Origin of the sequence: Enterococcus sp. DIV2402 (genome assembly GCF_017426705.2) — a bacterium.
GTDB classification, from domain to species: domain Bacteria; phylum Bacillota; class Bacilli; order Lactobacillales; family Enterococcaceae; genus Enterococcus_F; species Enterococcus_F lowellii.
In genome coordinates, this window is record NZ_CP147251.1 from 1,656,416 (window position 1) to 1,682,504 (window position 26,089).

Genomic DNA, 26,089 nt, shown 5'->3' on the forward strand with positions numbered 1-26,089 from the left:
GCAAGTGACAAACGCATATTCAAAAGCCGGCGTGGATGTAGAAGCGGGTTATGAAGTAGTTGAACGTATTAAAAAACATGTAAAGAAAACAGAGCGCTTAGGTGTTTTAGGTAGTCTAGGTGGTTTTGGTGGCTGTTTTGATTTAAGTACTCTTTCAGTCAAAGAACCTGTTTTAGTATCAGGAACAGACGGTGTAGGAACAAAGTTAATGATTGCTATTCAGACAGATACACATGACACAATTGGTATCGACTGTGTGGCGATGTGTGTGAATGATATTGTTGCTCAAGGAGCAGAACCATTGTATTTTCTCGACTATATTGCAACAGGCAAAAACGTTCCTGAGCGTCTAGAAAAAGTCGTTGCCGGTGTGGCGGATGGGTGCATTCAAGCTGGTGCCGCTTTAATTGGTGGAGAAACAGCTGAAATGCCAGGGATGTATGACGAAAATGATTATGACTTAGCCGGATTTGCAGTTGGCATTGCTGAAAAAAGTCAATTAGTCACAGGCGAAAAAATTCAAGCCGGCGATGTTTTAATTGGTTTGCCATCTTCTGGTGTTCACTCAAATGGTTTTTCACTTGTTAGAAAGATCTTCTTTGAACAACATCAATTAACGTATGATGCACAGCTACCAGAGTTATCACAAACGTTAGGGAAAGAGTTATTAACGCCAACGCGCATTTATGTTCAAGCTATTTTGCCATTAGTCAAAGAAGAATTGGTACACGGTATTGCGCATGTAACAGGTGGCGGGTTTGTTGAAAATTTACCTCGTATGTTGCCTGATGGATTAGCAATAGAAATTCAAGAAAATAGTTGGCCGATTTTACCGATTTTTGATGTGTTATCTTCTTATGGCAATCTCCCAATACATGAAATGTATGAAATTTTTAATATGGGTATTGGAATGGTGGTTGCTGTTGCACCTGAGAATGTAACCAAAGTTCAAACGTTATTGAAAAAACAAGATGAAGCAAGTTATATTATTGGTAAGGTGATTGATCAAGCGGAGCAACCGATTGTTTTTAAAGAGGTAGAAGCATGAAGGTAGCAGTTTTAGCTTCCGGAAATGGTAGTAACTTTGAAGCGATTGCCCAAGCTTTTGTAGATCAACAAATTCAAGGTGAATTAACGTTAGTTTTCTCAGATAAAAAAGATGCGTATGTGTTAGAGCGAGCCAAAAAATATCAAATTCCACGTTTTAGTTTCACGCCGAAAGACTTTGCCTCGAAAAAACAGTATGAAGAAGCATTACGAGATTTATTGCTTGCGAATCAAATTGATTTTGTCGTGTTAGCAGGATATATGCGAATTATTGGAAAAGATTTATTAGCGTCATTTCCTAATAAAATTTTGAATATTCATCCTTCTTTATTACCGAGTTTTCCAGGTTTACATGGAATTAAAGATGCCTATAACTATGGTGTGAAAATTACTGGAATTACCATACATTTCGTAGATGCTGGAGTGGATACAGGCCCAATCGTAGCTCAAGCAGCGGTTGCAATCACTGAAGAAGACACGCTAGAATCGTTGGAAGAAAAAATTCATCAATTAGAACATCATTGGTATCCCAAGGTCATTGCGGAGATTACACAAAAAGGAGTAAATTAAAACATGAAAAAAAGAGCATTAATCAGTGTATCAGATAAAACAGGAATTGAAGAATTTGCTAAAGCATTAGTGGCAAAAGACATCGAAATTATTTCAACGGGCGGTACAAAAAAAGCGTTAGATGAAGCAGGGATTTCGACAATTTCAATTGATGAAGTCACTGGTTTTCCTGAAATGATGGATGGTCGTGTCAAAACATTACATCCCAAAATTCATGGTGGCTTATTAGGGCGTCGTGACTTAGCAACACATATGGATGCGATGGCAGAACATGATATTGCTCCTATTGATTTTGTTGTCGTTAATTTGTATCCATTTAAAGAAACGATTTTAAAACCAGATGTAACCGAAGAAGATGCTATTGAAAATATTGATATTGGTGGACCAAGTATGTTGCGTTCTGCAGCTAAAAATCATGCTTCTGTAACAGTTGTAGTGGATCCAATTGATTATGAAGTAGTTTTAAATGAATTATATTTGGATGGTCAAACATCAATAGCTACTAGAAAACGTTTGGCAGCGAAAGTTTTTCGTCACACAGCGGCTTATGATGCGTTAATTGCTAACTATTTAACCGAACTAGTGGGCGAAGAGGAACCTGAAAAATTAACATTGACTTATGATTTAAAACAATCTTTGCGTTATGGTGAAAATAGTCACCAAGAAGCAGCTTTTTATGCGGATGCTTTACCAAAAACGTATTCAATTGCTTCTGCAAAACAATTACACGGAAAAGAGTTGTCTTATAATAATATTCGTGATGCGGATGCGGCAATTCGCATTGCACGTGAATACTCTGAACCAACAGTGGTTGCTTTAAAACATATGAATCCATGTGGTATTGGTACAGCAGATACTATTTTTGATGCTTACACAGCAGCTTATGAAGCAGATCCAGTCTCTATTTTTGGAGGGATTGTTGTATTGAACCGTCCGGTAGATGTAGCTACTGCTGAAGCGATGAGTAAAATTTTCTTAGAAATTATTATTGCACCTGCGTTTAAAGAAGAAGCACTAGCAGTTTTAACGAAGAAGAAAAATATTCGTTTAATGACACTAGATTTTTCTGATCAAACATCAACACAAGCAGAAACTGTTTCTGTAATAGGTGGTTTATTAGTACAAGACCAAGATTTAATTGAAGAAAATAGTGCGGATTGGCAAGTTGTAACCAAACGCCAACCAACTGAAACAGAATTAAAAGCGTTGGAATTTGCTTGGAAAGCTGTTAAACACGTGAAATCAAATGCAATCTTATTGGCTAATGACAAGCAAACGGTGGGAATTGGTGCAGGACAAATGAATCGTGTAGGTTCCGTAAAAATTGCGATTGATCAAGCCGAAGCAGCCGGTAAAATTGAAGGTGCTGTTTTAGCGAGTGATGCTTTTTTCCCAATGGGTGATAGTGTGGAATATGCTGCAAAAAAAGGAATTAAAGCGATTATTCAACCTGGTGGCAGTATCAAAGATCAAGAATCAATTGATATGGCAGATAAATATGGCATTACAATGCTGTTTACAGCTGTTCGTCATTTTAGACATTAATCTTTTTTAAAGGAGTAAATGAATGAAAATACTCGTAATTGGCAGTGGTGGTCGTGAGCATGCGATTGCTAAAAAATTACTTTCAGATTCAAATGTATCAACTGTTTTCTGTGCTAAAGGAAATCCTGGAATGAAAAAAGATGGGATTCAGATTGTGGATATTTCTGAAGATAATCATGAAAAATTGATTGAATTTGCGAAAAATCAAGCTGTTGATTGGACGTTCGTTGGCCCAGAAATTCCTTTGCTAAATGGAATTGTTGATGATTTCGAGCAAGCTGGATTACAAATATTTGGTCCTAAAAAAGCTGCAGCCATGATTGAAGGCTCCAAAGAATTTGCCAAGGAATTAATGATAAAAAATCAAATTCCTACAGCAGCCTACCAAAGCTTTTCAGATTTCGATTTGGCCAAGGCTTATGTTTTAGAACAGGGAGCACCCATTGTAATTAAAGCAGATGGGTTAGCTGCTGGAAAAGGCGTTGTTGTTGCAGAAACAATTGATGATGCAATTATGGCTCTCAAAGATATGCTGGAAGACAATAAGTTTGGAGCAAGTGGTGCGAAAGTAGTTATTGAAGAGTTTTTAGCAGGTGAAGAGTTTTCATTATTAGCTTTTGTTCGTGATGAAAAAGTTTACCCAATGGTGATTGCTCAAGATCACAAACGAGCATTTGATGGAGATCGGGGTCCTAATACTGGTGGAATGGGAGCATACTCTCCAGTACCACAAATTCCAGAAACGATGGTGGAACAAGCTGTTCAAGAAGTTCTGCTACCAGCTGCGAAAGGAATGGTGGAACAAGGAACACCTTTCACTGGTATTTTATATGCAGGATTAATTGCAACTGAAGCTGGACCCAAAGTAATTGAATTTAATGCACGTTTTGGTGATCCTGAAACTCAAGTGGTATTACCTCGTTTAGACAGTAGTTTAGCAACAATTATCACTGAGCTTTTAAAAGGCGAAGAACCTGAAATTAGCTGGAATAATCAAGCAACTTTAGGAGTAGTTGTTGCTGCAGAAGGATATCCAGGTGAGTATGTATCGGGACAACTGCTTCCAGACTTTATTAGTGAAGAATGTCGAGTTTATTATGCGGGTGTAGCAGAAAAAAATGGTTTGGTAAGTGCTGGTGGGCGTGTGTTATTAGTCGAAGCTCAAGCAGAGACTTTACAAGAAGCCCAACAAAAAGTTTATCAAGCATTAGAACAAGTTGAATGGCCATATCTATTTTATCGTCATGATATTGGAAATAAAGCATTTTAAGTGGGAAACTGGATGTAAAATGAACATCCAGTTTTTTATTGATTAAATTTAGTATAGCGTTTGCATTAAACTGTGCTAAAATATAAACGTAAAAGGAGGAATTTTAACTTATGAAAACTGTTAAATTTGGTACAACTAATCTTGATGTTGCAAGTGTCATTCTTGGTTGTATGCGTATTAGTAATGCTGAAGATTCAGTGAAAGTAATTGAGACTGCTGTCGACAATGGTATTACATTTTTTGATCATGCCGATATCTATGGTCGCGGAGAATGCGAGCGTATCTTTGCAGATGCCTTAGCAAACACAGAGATTAAGCGTGATGATTTGTTTATTCAATCAAAATGTGGAATTGTTCCAGGAAAAATGTTTGATTTTTCAAAAGAACATATCATTTCTTCTGTTGAAGGTATTTTACAACGTTTGGATATGGATTATTTAGATGCATTATTATTGCATCGTCCAGATACATTAGTAGAGCCAGAAGAAGTAGCCGCAGCTTTTGATCAGCTTGAACAACAAGGAAAAGTGAAATATTTTGGTGTAAGTAACCAAAAACCAGGGCAAATTGAATTGTTGAAAAAATATGTGAAACAACCTTTAGTTGCTAATCAATTACAATTTGGTATTATGCACACAGGAATGATTGATCAAGGAATTCATGTGAATATGACAGATGCTGGATCAGTTGATCATGATGGAGAAATTCTAGAGTATTCTCGTTTAAATGATATGACCATTCAAGCTTGGTCACCTTATCAATTTGGTTTCTTTGAAGGCGTTTTTATTGGTCATGAAAAATTCCCAGAACTAAATAAAGTTTTAGAAGAAATGGCTGAGAAATATAATACTACGCCAACTGGTATTGCTTCTGCATGGATTTTACGTCACCCAGCAAATATGCAAGTGATTGCTGGAACAATGAACATTCAACGTATTGAAGAGATTGCTAAAGCATCGGAAGTACAAATGTCAAGAGAAGATTGGTATAGCGTGTATATGGCTGCTGGAAATATTTTACCATAAAGTGAAAATGAGAGATTGTTCGTAAAACACGAACGATTTCTCGTTTCTTTTTATAAAACGAAAGAATATAGTTGCTTTATTTAATGATATCAGCTAAATTATTGAAGGCATTAAAAATAAAATACGTATAAAAATATTTAATGTTTCGATAATAAGTGAAGATTTGAGAGGATGTTTTCAATGTTTGATTTAACGGTTTTTGATTACGAAGATGTTCAGTTGATTCCTAATAAATGTATTGTAAATAGTCGTTCAGAATGTGATACAACTGTAAAATTAGGAAAACACGAATTTAAAATGCCAGTAGTTCCAGCAAATATGCAAACAATTATTGATGAAAAAATTGCGGAATTCTTAGCAGAAAATGGCTATTTTTATATTATGCACCGTTTTGAAGAAGAAGCACGTATTCCATTTATTAAAAAAATGAAAGCACGCGATTTGATTTCTTCTATTAGTGTAGGTGTGAAAGACAATGAATATCCATTTGTTGAGGAATTGGCAAAACAAAATTTAATTCCTGATTATATTACAATTGATATCGCACATGGGCATTCAAACTCAGTTATTCGTATGATTCAACATATCAAAAAACATTTACCTGATACATTTGTTATCGCAGGAAACGTGGGTACACCTGAAGCTGTTCGTGAGCTAGAAAATGCTGGAGCAGATGCAACAAAAGTCGGCATTGGACCTGGTAAAGTATGTATCACTAAAATCAAAACTGGTTTTGGTACAGGTGGTTGGCAACTAGCAGCACTAAGATGGTGTGCAAAAGCAGCACGTAAACCAATTATTGCTGATGGTGGGATTCGTACACATGGCGATATCGCGAAATCTGTTCGTTTCGGAGCAACGATGGTTATGATTGGTTCACTGTTTGCAGGACATGAAGAGTCACCAGGTGAAACAAAAGTTGAAGATGGCGTATTCTACAAAGAATACTTTGGTTCAGCTTCTGAATTCCAAAAAGGTGAAAAGAAAAACGTTGAAGGTAAGAAAATTTGGGTAACACACAAAGGCTCATTAAAAGATACATTAGTTGAAATGCAACAAGACTTACAATCTTCTATCTCTTATGCAGGTGGGAAAGATTTGGAAGCAATTCGCAAAGTTGACTATGTAATTGTTAAAAATTCTATCTTTAATGGCGATACAATCTAAAAATAACTTTTTCAAGAAGTAAAATCACTTTGATTTTACTTCTTTTTTTCATAGCTTACTGAACAACGGTTTGTTACAATACAACTGAGGTGAATGAAAATGGGAATTAAAGTATTTTCAATATTCGGTACACGACCAGAAGCAATCAAAATGGCTCCGTTAGTTAAAGCGTTAGAAAAAGATGAACGGTTTGATTCTAAAATCATTGTCACTGCACAACATCGCGAAATGTTAGATCAAGTGATGACCATTTTTGATATTGTTCCTGATTATGATTTGAATATTATGTCCAGTGGTCAAACGTTAACTGATATTACAACAAAAGTTCTTTTAGATATGCAGCCAATTTTAAAGGCAGAACAACCCGATATTGTATTGGTTCACGGCGATACAACGACGACATTTGCGGCTGCTACGGCTGCTTTTTATCAACAAGTTAAAATTGGTCATGTGGAAGCAGGGTTACGAACATGGAATAAATATTCGCCATTTCCAGAAGAAGCAAATCGCCAAATGACCGATGCCTTAGCTGATTTGTATTTTGCACCAACTGAACAAAGTAAGGAAAATTTATTGAAAGAAAATCATCCAGAAGACCAGATTTTTATTACAGGAAATACCGCAATTGATGCAATGAAATACACGGTTAAAGAGGACTACGAAAATGCCGATTTAGTTTTGAATCAGCAAAAACAAATAGTTGTCACTATGCATCGTCGCGAAAATTTAGGCGAACCAATGACGCACGTTTTTTCTGCTTTACGTCGTATCGCCAAAGAGTTTCCGGATGTTCGGTTGATTTTTCCGATGCACAAAAATCCGAAAGTACGAATGATTGCTCAAGAATTGTTAGGGAATCTATCCAATGTGCAATTAATTGAACCTTTGGATGTAGTGGACTTTCATAATGTAATTGCACGTAGTTATTTGATTCTCACTGATTCAGGTGGTGTCCAGGAAGAAGCCCCTTCATTAGGCGTTCCTGTCTTAGTATTGCGTGATACGACTGAACGTCCAGAGGGAGTTGCGGCAGGTACTTTGAAATTGATTGGAACAGAAGAAGAAAAAGTTTATGTGGAAACAAAAGAATTGTTGACTAATGCTTCTAGTCATCAACAAATGGCACAAGCAAAAAATCCTTATGGAAATGGAAATGCCAGTGAATATATTTTAGATGCGATGGCAGATTATTTTTCCAAACATTAAATTAGTTGACAGAATGACACCAAATAAGTAGTATGAAGGATGACGAAAGTTTTCGTAAAAAATAAAATAATTGTTAGGTGAGGCTCCTATATGGACATAGGCTACTGCCGCGAAAGGATCGAGAGACCCTTAGTTTGGTATAACAAGAATAATCGTTGAAGGTTATTCATAACGTAGCTGACAAATAATCATTTGTCTACGCCCTATAGTGCTAAAGCTCAACGATGACTATGAATTAGCTACTAAGTAGGCGCATGCTCATTGTTGAGTATGCGTTTTTTATTATGTTGAAAATGTATCTTCACTAGACAGAAAGGAAGGTTTATTATGGATCACCCCGCACCCGAGAGGAATCTAAAAAACTAATTGTCTAGGAATAAACTCCTAGACAAAACTAGGAGGAAGAAAATATGTTGAAACAACCACAAACAAAAGAACAAGAACTAAAAAAATTAGCAATGTTGTCAGATCGAGAGTTATTTATGGAATTACGAACATCCTTAAATGGACTTTCTGCAGAAGATGCCACAAAACGCTTAGAAGAATTTGATTTAAATCAAATCGATGCAGAGAAACCCACACCAGGATGGTTAATTTTTCTGCACGCTTTTCGCGATCCATTTGTTTTAGTGCTAGCGTTATTAATGATTGTCTCCTTAGCAACGAGAGACTATGAAGCAGCAATTGTTATGGCAGTTATGATTACGGCAAGTGCAACGATTTCTTTTATTCAAGAGTATCGTTCACAAAAGGCGAGTTTAGAATTGAAAGAACTAATCGAAAATACGTGCGCTGTGACACGAAACGGACAAACAAAAGAAATCCCGATGGATGAAGTTGTGCCAGGTGACATTGTTACGTTAGCAACGGGTGATATGATTCCAGCTGACGCGGTATTAATTTGGACGAATGATTTATTTGTTAATCAATCTTCTTTGACTGGTGAGTCAATGCCAATTGAAAAGTTTGTAGACGCAGGAATTCAAGTAAAGCAATCTATTTCAGCTTTAGATATGAACAATTTAGTTTTCATGGGAACAGATGTCTTAAGTGGTCAAGGAAAAGCAATTATTTTAAAAACAGGACAACATACTTTTTTTGGAGATATTGCTAAAAATGCGACCAAGCAACGAGGGAAAACAACATTTGATACAGGCTTAACTCAAATTAGTAAATTATTATTACGAATGGTTTTTGTGTTATTCCCAATCGTTTTTCTGATTAATGGCTTAACAAAAGGTGACTGGAGCTCAGCGTTTTTCTTCGCTATTGCAGTTGCAGTGGGGTTAACACCTGAAATGTTACCAATGATTGTTACCAGTAATTTAGCAAAAGGTGCCATGACTTTAGCAAAGGAAAAAGTCATTGTTAAGGAACTGCCTTCGATTCAAAATCTAGGAAGCATGGATGTTTTGTGTACAGATAAAACAGGTACAATCACCGAAGACCGTGTCGTGTTAGTTCAACATCTAAATCCGTTAGGTGAAGATGACGAAACAGTCTTGGAAATGGCGTTTTTAAATTCTTCTTATCAAACAGGGTGGAAGAATTTAATGGACATTGCTGTTATCAATTATTTTGATGAAAAAGAAAAAAAGCTACCATTTAAAGAAGTAATTAAAGTAGATGAAATTCCATTTGATTTTTCTCGTCGTCGTTTAACCGTAGTAGTGAATGCAGATAACCATCAATGGATGATTACAAAAGGTGCTGTTGAGGAAATGGAGGAAATTTGTTCTCATGTTATGCTTGATGGTGAGGTACAACCATTAACAGACACGTTGAAAAAACGTCTGCGTCAGGTGAACCGTCGTTTGAATGAAGAAGGGATGCGTGTATTGACTGTCGCCGTCAAAAAAGATGCACATCAAGAAGCAATTTATTCTGTGGCAGATGAACAAGAAATGACATTAATTGGTTTTATGGGATTTCTTGATCCTGCAAAAGAATCCGCAGTCACAGCAATCAAATCACTTCATAATCATGGCGTAGCAGTCAAAGTTTTAACTGGTGACAATGAAGTAGTCGCAGAAAAAGTGTGTCGTGATGTTGGTATTGAAGTAAGTCATGCATTGTTAGGGGCAGATATTGATTCTATGTCTGCAGAAGAGTTAGCAGAAGCTGCGGAAACAACAAATCTTTTCGCAAAATTAAACCCTATGCAAAAATCACGTATTATTCAAGCGTTGCAAGCAGAAGGACATACAGTTGGTTTTATGGGCGATGGAATCAATGATGCACCAGCTTTACGAACAGCAGATGTAGGGATTTCTGTAGATACTGCTGCGGATATTACTAAAGATGCCAGTTCAATTATTTTGTTAGAAAAAAGTTTGAACGTGCTAGATAAAGGTGTAGTTGAAGGTAGAAAAGTCTTTAGCAATATGATGAAATATATCAAAATTACTATCAGTTCTAATTTTGGCAATGTGTTTTCAATTTTAGTTGCGAGTGCCTTCCTACCTTTTTTACCTATGCTATCCATTCAATTGCTCGTACAAAATCTAATTTATGATATGGCGCAATTAACGATACCTTGGGATTCTGTTGATGAAGAGGAGATTGCTAAGCCAGTTAAATGGCAAGTAGGGGGATTATTAAAATTCACGTTATGTATTGGCCCTGTAAGTAGTGTCTTTGATATTTTAACCTTTTTGATGATGTGGTACATCATTGGTGCAAATACAATAGCAGATCAAGCAGTTTTTCAAACGGGTTGGTTTGTCGTTGGTTTAGTGACTCAAACACTTGTTGTGCATATTGTACGAACAAAAAAAGTGCCGTTCATTCAAAGTCGTGCATCCTTCCCAGTGATTATTGCTAGTTTAATAGCTATTCTTGCGGGTATCTTACTTGTTTTATCGCCTATGAAAGAATATTTTAGCTTTACTGATTTACCAGCAAAGTATTGGTTGGGTTTTATCTGTATTACTATAACTTATCTTTTATCAGTAGAAATTGCTAAACGCTTTTATATTCGATTGACCAAAGAATGGTTATAAAATAAAATGTCTAAAAGGGCAGAGAAACTCTTGTTTTAGAGAGTTTTTCTGCCCTTTATTTGGTGTAATTATTCTCATTTTTTGATGTTTATTTTAGAAGATAAAGATAGAGAAAGTTTAAAAATTCCCTCTAAATTATGTGGGCTGTTTCGTGTGGTGTTTTAATCTGTACTAATATAGATTGTTACATATGGGAAACGCTTTACTTTTAAAAAAGCTTTTTTCTGAATGTGATTGATTTCACGAGAAAAAGTTAGTATAATAAGGATTGGCAAGAAACAAAATAAAAGAATTGCAAACTTTTTACTTGTTTTTCTCTTGTAAAAATGATAGCTTATTAACTGTAAATGATTCCGACAAGTGATACAGAAGAGAATCGCTGTTACAATCTATCATATACAAGAATTAACCTAACAAAGAGAGGAAAGTGTGACAAGATGGCAAAGAAAAAAACAATTGACTTTCAAGCACTGCTAGAAAATGTCGATGCTCAATTTCCAACTTATCAGGCATTAGACCAAGATGGAAACATTGTAAACGAAGCTTTAGTACCTGATTTAAGTGATGAGGAATTAGTTGAATTAATGACTCGTATGGTGTGGTCTCGTGTCCTTGACCAACGTTCAACTGCTTTAAACCGCCAAGGTCGCTTAGGTTTCTTTGCTCCAACAGCTGGACAAGAAGCAAGTCAATTAGCAAGTCATTTTGCTTTTGAAAAAGAAGACGTATTATTACCAGGATACCGTGATGTACCTCAATTAATCCAACATGGTTTACCTTTAACTCAAGCTTTCTTATGGTCTCGTGGCCACGTAGCTGGTAACAACTACCCAGAAGATTTGAAAGCTTTACCACCACAAATTATTATCGGTGCACAATATGTTCAAGCAGCTGGTGTTGCTTTAGCATTAAAAATGCGCGGTAAGAAAAATGTAGCATTCACTTATACAGGTGATGGTGGTTCTTCACAAGGTGACTTTTATGAAGGTATTAACTTTGTAGGTGCGTATAAAGCAAACGCAGTATTCTTTATTCAAAACAATGGATTTGCGATTTCTACACCTCGTGACAAACAATCAGCTGCAACAACTTTAGCTCAAAAAGCAGTAGCTGCTGGTATCCCAGGTATCCAAGTTGATGGTATGGATCCATTAGCAATGTACACTGTATCTAAAATGGCTCGTGATTGGTCAGTTGCTGGTAACGGCCCTGTATTAATCGAAGCATTAACTTACCGTTATGGTCCACATACATTATCTGGTGATGATCCAACACGTTACCGTTCTAAAGAGATGGACGATGAATGGACTGCAAAAGATCCATTGGTTCGTTTCCGTAAATATTTAGAAGCTAAAGGACTATGGTCTGAAGCTAAAGAAGAAGAAGTAATTGAAGCAACAAAAGAAGAAATCAAAGTAGCGATTGCTGAAGCTGATAAAGTTCCAAAACAAAAAGTTTCTGATTTCTTGAAAAATATGTTTGAAGATCAACCACAAAGCATTAAAGAACAAATTGAAATTTACGAAGCGAAGGAGTCGAAATAATCATGGCACAAAAAACAATGATTCAAGCAATCACTGATGCCCTAGCTTGTGAGTTAGCCAGCGATGAAAACGTAGTGATGTTTGGTGAAGACGTTGGTAAAAACGGTGGAGTATTCCGTGCAACTGAAGGCTTGCAAGAAAAATTTGGTGAAGATCGTGTATTCGATACACCATTAGCAGAATCAGGTATTGCTGGTTTAGCGTTTGGATTAGCCTTAGAAGGATACCGTCCTGTTCCAGAACTACAATTCTTCGGTTTCGTATTTGAAGCAATGGATGAAGTTGTAGCTCAAATGGCACGTACTCGTTACCGTATGGGTGGCACAAGAAACTTGCCAATCACAATCCGTTCACCATTTGGTGGTGGAGTTCATACGCCAGAATTACACTCAGATAACTTAGAAGGATTGATTGCTCAATCTCCTGGTATCCGTGTGGTTATTCCATCAAATCCATATGATGCAAAAGGATTATTAATTTCTGCTATTAGAAGTAACGATCCAGTTGTTTTCTTAGAGCATATGAAACTTTACCGTTCATTCCGTGAAGAAGTGCCAGAAGAATCTTACACAGTACCTTTGGATAAAGCTGCTGTAACACGTGAAGGTACTGACATTTCTATCATCACTTATGGCGCAATGGTTCGTGAAGCAATCAAAGCTGCTGATAACTTAGCAAAAGAAAATATCAGCGTTGAAATTGTTGACTTACGTACAGTAGCTCCTCTTGATATTGAAACTATCATTGCATCTGTTGAAAAAACAGGCCGTGTTGTAGTTGTTCAAGAAGCTCAAAAACAAGCAGGTGTAGCTGCTCAAGTAGTATCTGAAATTTCTGAACGTTCGATCCTTTCTTTAGAAGCTCCAATCGGACGCGTATCTGCTCCAGATACTGTATTCCCATTTGGTCAAGCTGAAAATGCTTGGTTACCTAATGCATCAGATATTGAAGCAAAAGTAAGAGAAATCGCAAACTTCTAAGATCATAAGAGAGGAAGATATCAAACATGGCATTTCAATTTAAATTACCGGATATCGGTGAAGGAATTGCAGAAGGCGAAATCGTTAAATGGTTTGTAAAACCAGGCGATACTATTAATGAAGATGATACTTTATTAGAAGTACAAAATGATAAATCAGTGGAAGAAATTCCATCACCAGTTACAGGAACAGTTAAAAGCATTCTTGTAGAAGAAGGTGTTGTAGCAAACGTTGGTGACGTGTTAGTTGAAATCGACGCACCAGGTTTTGAAGACGAAACTCCAGCAGCTCCTGCTCAAGAACAAACACCAGCAGCTCCAGCAGCATTACCAGAAGCTGGCGGTCAAGGCGTATTCCAATTCAAATTACCAGATATTGGTGAAGGAATTGCAGAAGGCGAAATCGTTAAATGGTTTGTAAAAGCCGGCGATACTATTAATGAAGACGATACTTTATTAGAAGTACAAAATGATAAATCAGTGGAAGAAATTCCATCACCAGTTACAGGAACAGTTGTACGTGTTGTTGTAGCAGAAGGCGTTGTAGCAAATGTTGGTGACGTATTAGTTGAAATCGACGCACCTGGACATAACAATGCACCTGCAGCGGCTCCGTCAGCTCCAGCACCAGAAGCAGCAGCGCCTGCATCTGCACCAGCTGAAGCAGCGGCTCCTACTGGTAAACCAAGCAAAAACGTATTAGCTATGCCATCTGTACGTCAATTTGCTCGTGAAAACGATGTTGATATTACTTTAGTTACACCTTCTGGAAAAGGTGGACGTGTAACAAAAGAAGATATCCAAAGCTTTATCTCTGGTGGTTCATCTGCTCCAGCTCCAGTACAAGAAGCAGCAGCTCCAGCAGAAGAAGCAAAACCAGCTGTGAAAGCTGAAAAAGCAGAACCAGCAAAACCATACCAATCTAACTTGGGCGAATTAGAAACTCGTGAAAAATTAACACCAATGCGTAAAGCAATTTCTAAAGCAATGGTTAACAGCAAACACACTGCTCCACACGTAACTTTACATGATGAAGTAGAAGTTTCTAAACTATGGGATCAACGTAAGAAATTTAAAGACGTTGCTGCCGCTCAAAATACTAAATTAACTTTCTTACCATATGTTGTTAGAGCATTAACTGCAACAATGAAGAAATATCCAGTATTGAACGCATCAATTGATGATGCTTCTCAAGAAGTAGTTTACAAAAACTATTACAACATCGGTATTGCTACTGATACTGCGAACGGTCTATACGTACCAAACGTTAAAGATGCTGATCGTAAAGGTCTATTTGCAATCGCTGATGAAATCAATGCAAAAGCTGCTTTAGCTCATGAAGGTAAATTAGCTGCAGAAGATATGCGTAACGGTACAGTTACAATCAGTAACATTGGTTCAGTTGGTGGAGCTTGGTTCACACCAGTAATCAACTACCCTGAAGTAGCAATTTTAGGTGTAGGTACAATTGCTCAACAACCTGTTGTCAATGCAGAAGGCGAAATCGTAGTAGGTCGTATGATGAAATTATCATTAAGCTTCGACCACCGTATCGTTGATGGCGCAACTGCTCAACAAGCTATGAATAACATCAAACGTTTGTTAGCAGATCCAGAGTTACTATTAATGGAAGGATGATAAACAAATGGTAGTTGGAGATTTTGCCTTAGAATTAGATACAGTAGTAATCGGTGCGGGACCTGGCGGCTATGTAGCTGCCATCCGTGCTGCTCAAATGGGACAAAAAGTAGCGATTATTGAAAGAGAAAACGTTGGTGGCGTATGTCTAAACGTTGGTTGTATTCCTTCAAAAGCGTTAATCGCTGCTGGACATCATTATCAAGAAGCACAACATTCAGAAATGTTTGGTGTGTCTGCAGAGAATGTAACATTAGACTTTGCAAAAACTCAAGAGTGGAAAACAAATGGCGTTGTTAACAAATTAACTTCTGGCGTTGGTATGCTTTTGAAAAAAAATAAAGTAGAAATCATTGAAGGAGAAGCTTTCTTTGTAGATGATCACACTTTACGTGTTATCCATCCTGATTCTGCACAAACGTATGAATTTAAAAATGCGATTGTAGCAACTGGTTCTCGTCCAATTGAAATCCCTGGTTTCAAATTTGCTGGACGCGTAATTGATTCAACTGGTGGTTTAGCATTAACTGAAGTTCCTAAAAAATTAGTGATCATCGGTGGCGGAGTTATCGGTGCTGAACTAGGTGGCGCTTATGCTAACTTGGGTTCGGAAGTAACAATTCTTGAAGGTTCACCACAAATTTTACCTACTTATGAAAAAGATATGGTTAAAATTGTTGAAGCTGAATTCAAGAAAAAAGGCATGACTGTTATTACTAGTGCAATGGCTAAAGAAGCTGTTGACAATGGAGATAGCGTAACTGTTAAATATGCAGTAGATGGCAAAGAAGAAGAAGTCACTGCTGATTACGTAATGGTTACTGTAGGTCGTCGTCCAAACACTGATGACATGGGCTTAGAGCAAGCTGGTGTTGAAATTGGTGAACGTGGTTTAATCAACGTTGACGCACAATGCCGTACAAATGTATCAAATATCTACGCTATTGGTGACATTGTTCCAGGTGCTGCTTTAGCGCATAAAGCAAGCTATGAAGCTAAAATTGCTGCCGAAGCAATTTCAGGTAAAAAAGTAGCAGTTGATTATAAAGCAATGCCAGCTGTGGCCTTTACTGATCCTGAATTAGCTTCAGTAGGTATGACAATTGCAGAAGCAAAAGAAGCTGGAATTGATGCTAAAGCATTTAAATTCCCATTTGCTGGTAACGGTCGTGCATTATCATTAGGTAAAACTGAAGGATTTATCCGTTTAGTTGCTACTACTGAAGGTCACGTTCTTATCGGAGCTCAAGTTGCAGGTATCAGCGCTTCAGATATGGTTTCTGAATTAGCATTAGCTATCGAATCAGGTATGAATGCAGAAGATATCTCATTAACAATCCATCCTCACCCATCATTAGGTGAAATCGTAATGGACGCTTCAGAATTAGCATTAGGTCTACCAATTCACGCTTAAGATGAATAATGAAGAGCTATCGTTTTAGATAGCTCTTTTTTTGTCTGTAATTATAAGTGTAATCGTTCTCTAGGCGGATGAATAAATAAAATTATTCAATTATAGTAAAGTTAAATAATTTTATTTTTATAAAGGAGAAAAAAATGAAAAAAAAGCGATTGATGGCAGTAATGGTATTTTGGGTAATATTTTTATCGGGGTGTCAAGATATTAAAATGTGGTTTAAAGATTTTGAAGAAAGTTTCAAGGGATTAGAAATGGTGATTCAGACCTATGATGAACAAAGTCAGCTAATTGATCAAATTACTGGTAAATCAATTTTAATTGAACGTGACTCTACTTTTGATACGGATGCTGAAACGAAAGATTCTTCTGTGATTCAAATTACAATTGGTACTAAAGAAATGCACCATGTAGGTTCATCTATGATTATTGCTGAAAAAGGTTTAGAAAATATTTTTGATGATTATGCTCAAACAGTTGATGCTCAAACTATTCAACGAGGTGTACCAGTCATAAATTCATTAGTAAATGATTTTAAAAATTCATTTGTTGGTAAAGAAAAAGTTGTTTTAATTCGTAGTCAAAATGGTACACCATTAGCCACATACGGAGGAAATAATGTTTCGTTGTATAAAACAGATGTCCCCAAAAGTACGGGGTTATTAATTGATGGTCAATACTTATTTGTTTATCGTTGTGATTATACAATTTATGATTTAGCATTATTAGAATAAAACAGTGTTTATTCATCGATTTGAGTGACAAAACCGTAAGAAATTTTTCGGCCTATAGACTGAATAATAATTTCTTTTCTTCTATTAAAATAAAGTTATCAAATGAAAGACGGAGGAAAAGAAAGATGAAATTAATTGCGAAAATCGGAGGAGTTATTTTATTAATGGTGGGAGGCTTATTTGCTTTAACCTTCTATACTAAAAATTCAGCGAATGAGTTTGCGGGGATTTTGGATCAACTAAATCCTCTAGTTAAAGAAGGACACGTGTATGTGAAAACCAAAGCTGCAGATAGTGTGAATGGCTATGGAACAGCATATTATGAACAAATCGCAGTGTATGAAGATGGAAAAACTCGACCAATTGCCTTTAATGGTATTTCAGAATTAAAAGTAGGACATTATTTAAAATTAACTAACAAAGGTGCTCATGTTGAAACGTATGAAGAAGTAGCTAAGGAAGATGTTCCAAAAAACGTATTAGAAAAACTAGAGTAAAAAAGCTGAGAAAATCAGCTTTTTTTCATTTTTAAGACAAGTGTTTTACTCCTAGGATATCTATGATAAACTGAATGAGAAGAGAATAAAGTGAGGGAACTATATGAGAGAGTATCAATATCCTTTGAACCTAGACTGGACCACTGATGAAATGGTCTTAGTCATGAACATGTGGGATGCTTTGGAGCAAGCCTATGAAAAAGGAATACCTACTGAAAAATTTTTAAAGACCCATCAAGCGTTTAAAACAGTTGTTCGCAGTATTGGTGAAGAACGTCGTTTAGGGAGAGAGTTTGAAGAATTATCCGGTTATTCACTGTATCGAACATTGCAAGAAGCAAAAAATAATGCTACTGGTAAATTGAAAATGAAAGGATAACCATCATGCAAATATTAATTAGTGAAATTAAGTATTGGATGACAGAAGCCGGCGAAATGATTAAAACGGCACTTTTCGATGATGCCTTAACTGTCGATACAAAAAGCGAACGAAAAGATTTAGTAACCAATGTGGATAAAATAGTACAAACTTATTTTGCACAGAAAATTTTAGCTTTTGATCCAAAAGCTAAAATTTTAGGAGAAGAAAATGGACAAGACCATCTGAATAAATGGAATGGTCGAGTGTTTATTATTGATCCAATTGATGGGACAATGAATTTTGTTTTGGAGCGTGAAAATTTTTGTATTATGTTGGCTGTTTACGAAGAAGGTCAAGGGATTTTAGGTTTTATCTATGATGTTATAAAAGGACAACTTCTATGGGGTGGTCGCGATATCGGTGTGTTCTTGAACGAAGAACGTGTGCCTCAACCAGCCAATGTTTCTTTAAAAGACGGTTTATTAGGAATGAATGCAGCAATGTATGCTAGAAACAGTCATAATGCCCAAATTATGGGTGATCGAGCAATGGGCGTACGAATGTCTGGTTGCGCTGGTTTAGAATTAATGGGAATGGCATTAGGTCGTCGAGTTGGCTATGTATCTAATTTAGCACCGTGGGACTATGCTGCTGGTGGCGTGTTAATCGAGGCATTAGGAATGAAAATGAGCCATATTACTGGTAGAAAATTAAAACTAGACGGACGTGAACGATTTTTAGCAGGAACGCCAAGTGCATATGAAGAAATGCTAGCCTTATCGCAACAAAACGATGATTAAGAGATAAAAACTTCAAAGTTAGGTGACGGTAACTTTGAAGTTTTTCTTTTTTTGAAAAAAAACGTTCAACTGAAAACTTTTCACTAGTTTTCAGAAAGATTATTTGTTATAATTACTCGTCAAGTGTAAAGCCAAATTAAAAGGAGCAAATAAAATTGAAACATAGAGAAGATATTAGAAACGTAGCTATTATTGCCCACGTCGACCACGGTAAAACAACATTAGTAGATGAATTATTAAAACAATCCGATACATTGGATGCGCGTACACAATTACAAGAACGTGCAATGGACTCCAATGCCATTGAAAAAGAACGCGGAATCACAATCTTAGCAAAAAATACTGCTGTAGATTATAAAGGAACTCGTATCAACATCATGGATACTCCTGGACACGCGGACTTTGGTGGAGAAGTGGAACGTATCATGAAAATGGTAGACGGTGTAGTATTAGTCGTAGATGCCTACGAAGGAACAATGCCTCAAACACGTTTCGTATTGAAAAAAGCTTTAGAACAACGTGTAACACCAATCGTTGTTGTAAATAAAATCGACAAACCTTCTGCTCGTCCAGAACACGTAGTAGATGAAGTGTTAGAATTATTTATTGAATTAGGCGCAGATGACGATCAATTAGATTTCCCAGTTATTTATGCATCAGCATTAAATGGAACATCTAGTTTATCAGATGACCCTGCCGATCAAGAAAAAACAATGGCACCAATTTTTGATACCATTGTAGAAAACATTCCTGCTCCAGTTGATAACAGTGATGAACCGTTACAATTCCAAGTATCTTTATTAGACTACAATGATTACGTGGGACGTATCGGAATCGGTCGTGTATTCCGTGGAAGAATTAAAGTTGGAGATAGTGTAGCCTTAATGAAATTAGACGGTTCTGTTAAACAATTCCGTGTAACAAAATTATTTGGTTTCTTTGGCTTACAAAAAGTTGAAATTCAAGAAGCACAAGCGGGTGATTTAATTGCCGTTTCTGGTATGGAAGATATCTTCGTAGGGGAAACAGTAACACCAGCTAGCCATCAAGATGCGTTACCAATTTTGCACATTGATGAGCCGACATTACAAATGACATTTTTAGTAAATAACTCTCCTTTTGCTGGTCGTGAAGGTAAATATATCACTTCTCGTAAAATTGAAGAACGTTTAATGTCAGAATTACAAACAGATGTATCTTTGCGTGTTGAACCGATTGGACCTGATTCATGGACTGTTTCTGGTCGTGGTGAATTGCATTTATCAATCTTAATTGAAAATATGCGACGCGAAGGCTATGAATTACAAGTATCACGCCCTGAAGTTATCGAACGTGAAATTGAAGGTGTGAAGTGTGAACCATTTGAACGTGTACAAATTGATACACCAGAAGAATATATGGGGTCAGTTATTGAGTCATTAGGTATGCGTAAAGCAGAAATGCAGGATATGATTAATACAGGAAATGGGCAAGTAAGACTTGTCTTCTTAGCACCAGCTCGTGGATTAATTGGTTATACAAATGAATTTTTATCAATGACACGTGGCTATGGAATTATGAACCACACATTCGATCAGTACTTACCAATGATTCCAACTCAAATCGGCGGACGTCATCATGGTGCGTTAGTTTCAATCGATACAGGAAAAGCCACAACGTATTCTATCATGAGTATTGAAGAACGTGGAACTGTCTTTGTTGAACCAACAACGGAAGTATATGAAGGTATGATTGTTGGAGAAAACTCTCGTGAGAATGATTTGACAGTTAATATTACAAAAGCAAAACAAATGACTAACGTTCGTTCGGCTAATAAAGATCAAACGTCAGTAATCAAAAAACCACGTATTTTATCTTTAGAAGAATCTTTAGAATTCTTGAATGATGATGAATATTGTGAAGTAACTCCAGAAAGCATTCGTTTACGTAAACAAATTTTAAACAAGAACGAACGTGAAAAAGCAGCGAAGAAAAAGAAAAAAGCTGAATAATTTTATTAAAAAGAGTCATCGAATAATTTTCGATGGCTTTTTTTGTAAATCTGTGGGAAACTTTAAGAATTAAATAAATAAAAAGTTGATATAGCAATGTTTTGTTTTTTTTAGTTAAAATAGAAAGCGATAGAATGTTTCATATTGTTTGTGTGTTTCACGAACGGAACATACGTTCATAAAAAAAGCGAATAAATTAAAAAAATATAGTGAATTTTTGTTTGAACTTCTTAAAAAAACAAGATTTATAGAGTTTTTGTTCGTTTTTTTCATTTTTTTGTTAAAACTTCGTGATTTGAAACATCCAATTCTATATAAAGTTGTGCTATAATAATGAAACGAAAGATAGGAGGGAGCGGAAATGGAATCTATTTCTCCAGAACTAGCATTAGAGCTTCTTGTACAAGAAGCGGATCGTATTCGTATGTTAATTCGCAATCAAAAAAATAGCTTATGTATTTCTCAATGTAAAGCTTTTGAAGAAGTTGTAGATACTCAAATGTACGGTTTGTCAAGACAAGTCACATACGCTATTCGCTTGGGAATTGTATCGAATGAAATAGGTCAACAATTATTAAGTGATTTAGAAAAAGATTTGAATCAACTATACAATGAAGTATATGAGGAAACCAGAGCAAATGAAATAGGCAAGGAGGTTTAGAACTTGCCTAAAGAGATAAAAAAACGGCATCTGTTAGACTTAGGCATCCTAATCCCATATCTTATTTTAAGCGTTGTTGGATTAATGATGGTTTACAGTACAACAACCTATGTTATGTTAGAAAGTGGGCAGAATACAACCCGTCAAGCATTGTTACAATTTGCTTTTTGGTTGTTAAGTTTATTTACTATTTTTGTTGTTTACAAAATGAAAACTGATTTTTTAAAAAATAAAAAACTGATACAAATAGTAATGACCATAGTTACTGTATCGTTATTTGTGGTTTTTTTGTTCGATAAGGAAGCGACAAACGGAGCGTATGGATGGATTAAGCTAGGAAGCTTAGGAACCATTCAGCCCGTAGAATTTCTAAAATTTATTGTAATTTGGTTTCTAGCAACTAATTTGGCACAACGACAACAAATGATTCATGAAGATTTTTGGACAAGTGTAAAAGGTTTGCTAGCGGTTATTGGGTTTCAAATTGCTGTTATTCTATTTTACCCTGATTTTGGGAACGCAGCAGTTATTGTATTGTTAGTGATGATTATGTTATTAAGTAGTGGCGTAAATTATCTCTATACATTATATACCGGTATTATTGGCGTAGTAGGCAGTGTTTTAATGGTCACTTTAGTCAATCTTGTCGGAAAATACTTTTTACCAGCACACGTTATTTCTCGTTTTGCAGTTTTCCGTAACCCATTTAGTGATGAGTTTGGAAATGGTCACCAATTAATTCATGGATACTATGCGATGTTTAATGGTGGACTGTTAGGGCGAGGACTTGGTAACAGTATACAGAAAAAAGGATTCCTAAAATTCGCCCACACCGATTTTGCGTTTTCAATTGTTGTGGAAGAATTAGGTCTCATTGTAGCAATCATTATTTTAGGCTTACTATTTTATATGATTGCGCGTATCATATTAATTGGCATTCGTTCGAATGATGCGTTCAATTCTATGATGTGTATAGGAATTGGCTCATTGTTCTTAATTTCAGTATTTATCAACCTAGGTGGAATTACGGGAATTATTCCTTTAACTGGGATTACGTTTCCGTTTATCAGTCAGGGTGGTTCCAGTTTACTGATATTCTCTATCTGTATTGGTTTTGTATTGAATATTAGTGCGGATGAAAAGAAAAAAAATTATCAATTAAATTATTGATATTGAAGTGAAAGAGGAGTGGTTTAATGAAAAAAATTCTTGTTGCTAACCGTGGAGAAATCGCGATTCGAGTATTTCGAGCGTGTGTGGAATTAAAAATAAAAACAGTAGCAATCTATGCAGAGGAAGATGAATATTCTGTTCATCGTTTTAAAGCAGATGAAGCGTATTTAGTCGGTAAAGGCAAACGCCCAATTGATGCTTACTTAGATATTGAAGATATTATTCGTGTTGCAAAAGAATCAGGCGCTGAAGCGATTCATCCAGGTTATGGTTTCTTATCAGAAAACCTAGAATTTTCTAAACGTTGTGAAGAAGAGGGAATTATTTTCATTGGCCCTACACCACATCATTTAGATATTTTTGGTGATAAAATTAAAGCCAAAGAGGCAGCGATTGCAGCAGGTATTCAGTCCATTCCTGGGTCAAATGGTCCAGTTGAAACCGTTGAAGATGTTTTAGAATTCGCCAATAATCATGGCTATCCAGTTATGATTAAAGCAGCTCTTGGCGGAGGCGGACGCGGAATGCGTGTGGCTCATGATGAAAAAGAAGCACGTGATGGTTATGAACGTGCGAAAAGTGAAGCGAAAGCAGCTTTTGGTAGTGATGAAGTATATGTTGAAAAATATATCGGTAATCCAAAGCATATCGAAGTACAAATTTTAGGGGACTCTCATGGAAATGTTGTTCACTTATTTGAGCGCGATTGCTCGGTTCAACGTCGTCACCAAAAAGTTGTAGAAGTTGCTCCATGTGTCTCCTTAAATGATGAACAACGTGCGGCAATCTGTAATGCTGCAGTTCAATTAATGAAACATGTTGATTACGTTAATGCTGGAACAGTAGAATTCTTAGTTGAAGACGATAAATTCTATTTCATCGAAGTAAACCCGCGTGTTCAAGTAGAGCATACAATTACTGAAATGATTACAGACATTGATATCGTAACCACACAAATTTTAATTGCTCAAGGCAAAAACTTACACACAGAAATCGGTATTCCGACTCAAGATAAAATTACTTTTGAAGGTGCAGCCATTCAATGTCGTGTAACTACAGAAGATCCATTAAACGGATTTATGCCAGATACAGGTAAAATTGATACGTATCGTTCACCAGGTGGTTTTGGTGTGCGTTTAGACGTAGGTAATGCGTATGCTGGAGCAGTTGTAACACCGTATTTTGACTCTTTATTAGTAAAAGTCTGTACGCATGGTTCAACATTCCAACAAGCAATTGATAAAATGGAACGTTGCTTGAAAGAATTCCGTATCCGTGGGGTAGAAACAAACATTCCATTTATGCGTAATGTTGTTCGCCACCCACAATTCCGTTCAGGTGATGCAAAAACAATTTTCATCGATACAACACCAGAATTGTTTGAATTCCCACGCACACGTGACCGTGGAAATAAAACAATGAAATATATCGGTGAAATCACAGTGAATGGTTTCCCTGGAATTGAAAAACAAACAAAACGTTTCTTTGATGAACCACGTATGCCTAAAAAATTAGAGCGAGTGGAAAATCTAGTAACTGCTAAAAATATTTTAGATGCAAAAGGTGCAGATGCTGTTGTTGAATGGATTAAAGAACAAAAAAATGTTTTATTAACAGATACAACATTCCGTGATGCGCATCAAAGTTTATTAGCAACTCGTGTTCGTACACATGATTTAGCGAAAATTGCTGGTAAAACAGAAGAAGCAATGCCACAATTATTCTCAAGTGAAATGTGGGGTGGAGCAACATTTGACGTTGCTTATCGTTTCTTAACAGAAGATCCTTGGGAAAGATTACGTATCTTACGTAAGAAAATGCCTAATACGTTATTGCAAATGCTATTCCGTGGTTCAAATGCAGTCGGTTATTCAAATTATCCAGATAATGTCTTAGTTGAATTTATCAATGAAGCAGCACATCAAGGAATTGATGTTTTCCGTATTTTTGATAGCTTAAACTGGATTCCACAAATGGAAAAAAGTATTCAAGCAGTTCGTGATGCAGGTAAGATTGCTGAAGCAACAATTTGTTACACTGGAGACATTAATGATGCTTCTAGACCGAAATATTCATTGCAGTATTATAAAGATATGGCAAAAGAGCTGGAAGCATTAGGTGCACATACGATTGCGATTAAAGATATGGCAGGTTTATTGAAACCACAAGCATCTTATCGATTAATTAGCGAGTTAAAAGATACTGTAGATGTGCCAATTCATTTGCATACACATGATACAAGTGGTAACGGAATTATCACGTATTCTGCAGCAGTAACAGCAGGCGTTGATATTGTCGATGTAGCGATGAGTGCGATGAGTAGCAATACAAGTCAACCAAGCTTGAGTAGTTTATACTATGCTTTAGTTAATGGCAAACGCGTACCGGATATCAATATTGAAAATGTACAAGAATTGAATCATTATTGGGAAGATGTACGTATGTATTATCAACCATTTGAAAATGGCTTGAACGTTCCTCAAACAGAAGTTTATATGCATGAAATGCCTGGTGGACAATATTCTAATTTACAACAACAAGCAAAAGCAGTTGGTTTGGGCGATCGTTGGGATGAAATTAAGAAAATGTACCACAATGTAAATATGATGTTTGGTGATATTGTAAAAGTAACTCCTTCTTCTAAAGTAGTTGGAGATATGGCGCTATTCATGGTTCAAAATAATTTAACAGAAGAAGATATTTATGAAAATGGTGAAACAATTAGCTTCCCAGAATCAGTAATTACTTTCTTCCAAGGTGAATTAGGTCAACCAACTGGCGGCTTCCCAGAAAAATTACAAAAAATTATTATCAAAGACCGTCCTGCTTATACAGACCGTCCGGGTGCTTTAGCAAAACCGGTTGATTTTGAACAAGTAAAAGCAGAACTAGCTGAATTAATTGGCTACGAACCACAACATGATGAAGTATTGAGCTACTTGATGTATCCAGAAATTTTCTTAGCTTATCGCAAAGCTTACGAACAATTTGCTGATATCAAAGTCTTAGATACACCAACTTTCTTTAGTGGTATGCGTACAGGCGAAAAAATCAATGTTGAAATCGAAAAAGGTAAAAACTTGATTATTCGTTTAGATGAGATTGGTGATGCAGATATTGAAGGAAATCGTACGTTGTTCTTTAACTTGAATGGTCAACGTCGTGAAATTTCAGTAAAAGATACTTCAATTAAGAGCACTGTTATTGCTAAGCGTAAAGCTGAGCCAACTAATAAAGAACAAATTGGTGCTACAATGTCTGGTTCGGTTTTACAAGTTTTAGTGAAAAAAGGAGACCAAGTGAAACGTGGGGATACATTGCTAGTTACAGAAGCAATGAAGATGGAAACATCAATTGAAGCACGCTTTGATGGTACAGTTGACCATGTATATGTTACTGAAGGTGAACCAATTTCATCTGGAGATTTATTAATCGAAGTAGCAGAAAAATAACGAAAGGCTG

Annotated in this window: 20 protein-coding genes and 1 riboswitch; all 20 genes read left to right on the forward strand. The window is 36.3% G+C overall.

Going from position 1 to position 26,089, the window contains the following annotated elements; translation table 11 throughout:
- The first annotated feature begins 4 nt into the window (after positions 1-4).
- The 20 genes from purM to DOK78_RS08140 all read left to right on the forward strand — a co-directional run bounded on the left by purM (position 5) and on the right by DOK78_RS08140 (position 26,079).
- Complete coding sequence (purM, locus tag DOK78_RS08045; RefSeq protein WP_207940845.1) at positions 5-1,048, forward strand: phosphoribosylformylglycinamidine cyclo-ligase; 1,044 nt, start codon at positions 5-7, stop codon at positions 1,046-1,048.
- Positions 1,045-1,617 carry a phosphoribosylglycinamide formyltransferase gene (gene purN / locus DOK78_RS08050; RefSeq protein WP_207940844.1) on the forward strand — a complete coding sequence of 191 codons (573 nt, stop codon included), beginning with the start codon at positions 1,045-1,047 and terminating at the stop codon, positions 1,615-1,617. The genes purM and purN overlap by 4 nt, the downstream gene beginning before the upstream one ends.
- A 3-nt stretch (positions 1,618-1,620) precedes the next feature.
- The gene (gene purH / locus DOK78_RS08055) at positions 1,621-3,162 is read left to right on the forward strand and encodes a bifunctional phosphoribosylaminoimidazolecarboxamide formyltransferase/IMP cyclohydrolase (RefSeq protein ID WP_207940843.1); all 1,542 of its coding nucleotides are present in this window, start codon (positions 1,621-1,623) and stop codon (positions 3,160-3,162) included.
- Between the two features lie 22 nt (positions 3,163-3,184).
- On the forward strand, positions 3,185-4,432 hold the full coding sequence (gene purD / locus DOK78_RS08060; protein WP_207940842.1) for a phosphoribosylamine--glycine ligase: 1,248 nt from the start codon (positions 3,185-3,187) through the stop codon (positions 4,430-4,432).
- A 110-nt stretch (positions 4,433-4,542) separates the two neighbouring features.
- Complete coding sequence (locus DOK78_RS08065; protein ID WP_207940841.1) at positions 4,543-5,457, forward strand: aldo/keto reductase; 915 nt, start codon at positions 4,543-4,545, stop codon at positions 5,455-5,457.
- Between the two features lie 180 nt (positions 5,458-5,637).
- The gene (gene guaC, locus DOK78_RS08070; RefSeq protein WP_207940840.1) at positions 5,638-6,624 is read left to right on the forward strand and encodes a GMP reductase; all 987 of its coding nucleotides are present in this window, start codon (positions 5,638-5,640) and stop codon (positions 6,622-6,624) included.
- Positions 6,625-6,723: 99 nt separating this feature from the next.
- The gene (gene wecB, locus DOK78_RS08075; protein WP_279381645.1) at positions 6,724-7,830 is read left to right on the forward strand and encodes a non-hydrolyzing UDP-N-acetylglucosamine 2-epimerase; all 1,107 of its coding nucleotides are present in this window, start codon (positions 6,724-6,726) and stop codon (positions 7,828-7,830) included.
- A gap of 62 nt (positions 7,831-7,892) precedes the next feature.
- Positions 7,893-8,066, forward strand: a riboswitch (M-box (ykoK) riboswitch).
- 174 nt (positions 8,067-8,240) lie between these two features.
- Positions 8,241-10,832, forward strand: coding sequence for a magnesium-translocating P-type ATPase (gene mgtA, locus DOK78_RS08080; protein WP_207940838.1), 2,592 nt, complete (start codon positions 8,241-8,243; stop codon positions 10,830-10,832).
- A 437-nt stretch (positions 10,833-11,269) separates the two neighbouring features.
- Entirely contained in the window at positions 11,270-12,376 is a 1,107-nt protein-coding gene (gene pdhA, locus DOK78_RS08085; RefSeq protein WP_207940837.1) for a pyruvate dehydrogenase (acetyl-transferring) E1 component subunit alpha, read from the forward strand.
- A 2-nt stretch (positions 12,377-12,378) separates the two neighbouring features.
- A complete protein-coding gene (locus DOK78_RS08090) occupies positions 12,379-13,356 on the forward strand; it encodes an alpha-ketoacid dehydrogenase subunit beta (RefSeq protein ID WP_207940836.1) in 978 nt (325 codons plus the stop codon).
- Positions 13,357-13,382: 26 nt separating this feature from the next.
- The gene (locus tag DOK78_RS08095; RefSeq protein WP_207940835.1) at positions 13,383-14,993 is read left to right on the forward strand and encodes a 2-oxo acid dehydrogenase subunit E2; all 1,611 of its coding nucleotides are present in this window, start codon (positions 13,383-13,385) and stop codon (positions 14,991-14,993) included.
- 7 nt (positions 14,994-15,000) lie between these two features.
- Positions 15,001-16,407, forward strand: a complete 1,407-nt coding sequence (gene lpdA / locus DOK78_RS08100) for a dihydrolipoyl dehydrogenase (RefSeq protein ID WP_207940834.1) — start codon at positions 15,001-15,003, stop codon at positions 16,405-16,407.
- Between the two features lie 143 nt (positions 16,408-16,550).
- Positions 16,551-17,144, forward strand: a complete 594-nt coding sequence (locus tag DOK78_RS08105) for a DUF5052 family protein (protein WP_207940833.1) — start codon at positions 16,551-16,553, stop codon at positions 17,142-17,144.
- Positions 17,145-17,269: 125 nt separating this feature from the next.
- Complete coding sequence (locus DOK78_RS08110) at positions 17,270-17,641, forward strand: YxeA family protein (protein ID WP_207940832.1); 372 nt, start codon at positions 17,270-17,272, stop codon at positions 17,639-17,641.
- Positions 17,642-17,744: 103 nt separating this feature from the next.
- Positions 17,745-18,020 (forward strand): UPF0223 family protein, encoded by a 276-nt coding sequence (locus DOK78_RS08115; RefSeq protein ID WP_207940831.1) that lies wholly within the window; start codon positions 17,745-17,747, stop codon positions 18,018-18,020.
- Positions 18,021-18,025: 5 nt separating this feature from the next.
- On the forward strand, positions 18,026-18,802 hold the full coding sequence (locus DOK78_RS08120; RefSeq protein ID WP_207940830.1) for an inositol monophosphatase family protein: 777 nt from the start codon (positions 18,026-18,028) through the stop codon (positions 18,800-18,802).
- A gap of 155 nt (positions 18,803-18,957) precedes the next feature.
- Positions 18,958-20,793, forward strand: coding sequence for a translational GTPase TypA (gene typA / locus DOK78_RS08125; protein ID WP_207940829.1), 1,836 nt, complete (start codon positions 18,958-18,960; stop codon positions 20,791-20,793).
- A gap of 361 nt (positions 20,794-21,154) precedes the next feature.
- Complete coding sequence (locus DOK78_RS08130) at positions 21,155-21,454, forward strand: YlaN family protein (RefSeq protein WP_207940828.1); 300 nt, start codon at positions 21,155-21,157, stop codon at positions 21,452-21,454.
- 3 nt (positions 21,455-21,457) lie between these two features.
- A complete protein-coding gene (locus tag DOK78_RS08135; RefSeq protein ID WP_207940827.1) occupies positions 21,458-22,624 on the forward strand; it encodes an FtsW/RodA/SpoVE family cell cycle protein in 1,167 nt (388 codons plus the stop codon).
- A 26-nt stretch (positions 22,625-22,650) separates the two neighbouring features.
- On the forward strand, positions 22,651-26,079 hold the full coding sequence (locus tag DOK78_RS08140) for a pyruvate carboxylase (RefSeq protein ID WP_207940826.1): 3,429 nt from the start codon (positions 22,651-22,653) through the stop codon (positions 26,077-26,079).
- Positions 26,080-26,089: the final 10 nt, after the last annotated feature.

What these genes read in the sequence shown, in the direction of transcription:
- DOK78_RS08120 (WP_207940830.1), top strand. Translation starts at nt 18,026, where the DNA reads ATGCAAATATTAATTAGTGAAATTAAGTATTGGATGACAGAAGCCGGC.
- lpdA (WP_207940834.1), top strand. Translation starts at nt 15,001, where the DNA reads ATGGTAGTTGGAGATTTTGCCTTAGAATTAGATACAGTAGTAATCGGT.
- DOK78_RS08130 (WP_207940828.1), top strand. Translation starts at nt 21,155, where the DNA reads ATGGAATCTATTTCTCCAGAACTAGCATTAGAGCTTCTTGTACAAGAA.
- DOK78_RS08140 (WP_207940826.1), top strand. Translation starts at nt 22,651, where the DNA reads ATGAAAAAAATTCTTGTTGCTAACCGTGGAGAAATCGCGATTCGAGTA.
- mgtA (WP_207940838.1), top strand. Translation starts at nt 8,241, where the DNA reads ATGTTGAAACAACCACAAACAAAAGAACAAGAACTAAAAAAATTAGCA.
- DOK78_RS08090 (WP_207940836.1), top strand. Translation starts at nt 12,379, where the DNA reads ATGGCACAAAAAACAATGATTCAAGCAATCACTGATGCCCTAGCTTGT.
- DOK78_RS08115 (WP_207940831.1), top strand. Translation starts at nt 17,745, where the DNA reads ATGAGAGAGTATCAATATCCTTTGAACCTAGACTGGACCACTGATGAA.
- purH (WP_207940843.1), top strand. Translation starts at nt 1,621, where the DNA reads ATGAAAAAAAGAGCATTAATCAGTGTATCAGATAAAACAGGAATTGAA.
- guaC (WP_207940840.1), top strand. Translation starts at nt 5,638, where the DNA reads ATGTTTGATTTAACGGTTTTTGATTACGAAGATGTTCAGTTGATTCCT.
- DOK78_RS08095 (WP_207940835.1), top strand. Translation starts at nt 13,383, where the DNA reads ATGGCATTTCAATTTAAATTACCGGATATCGGTGAAGGAATTGCAGAA.
- DOK78_RS08110 (WP_207940832.1), top strand. Translation starts at nt 17,270, where the DNA reads ATGAAATTAATTGCGAAAATCGGAGGAGTTATTTTATTAATGGTGGGA.
- pdhA (WP_207940837.1), top strand. Translation starts at nt 11,270, where the DNA reads ATGGCAAAGAAAAAAACAATTGACTTTCAAGCACTGCTAGAAAATGTC.
- purD (WP_207940842.1), top strand. Translation starts at nt 3,185, where the DNA reads ATGAAAATACTCGTAATTGGCAGTGGTGGTCGTGAGCATGCGATTGCT.
- DOK78_RS08065 (WP_207940841.1), top strand. Translation starts at nt 4,543, where the DNA reads ATGAAAACTGTTAAATTTGGTACAACTAATCTTGATGTTGCAAGTGTC.
- DOK78_RS08105 (WP_207940833.1), top strand. Translation starts at nt 16,551, where the DNA reads ATGAAAAAAAAGCGATTGATGGCAGTAATGGTATTTTGGGTAATATTT.
- wecB (WP_279381645.1), top strand. Translation starts at nt 6,724, where the DNA reads ATGGGAATTAAAGTATTTTCAATATTCGGTACACGACCAGAAGCAATC.
- purN (WP_207940844.1), top strand. Translation starts at nt 1,045, where the DNA reads ATGAAGGTAGCAGTTTTAGCTTCCGGAAATGGTAGTAACTTTGAAGCG.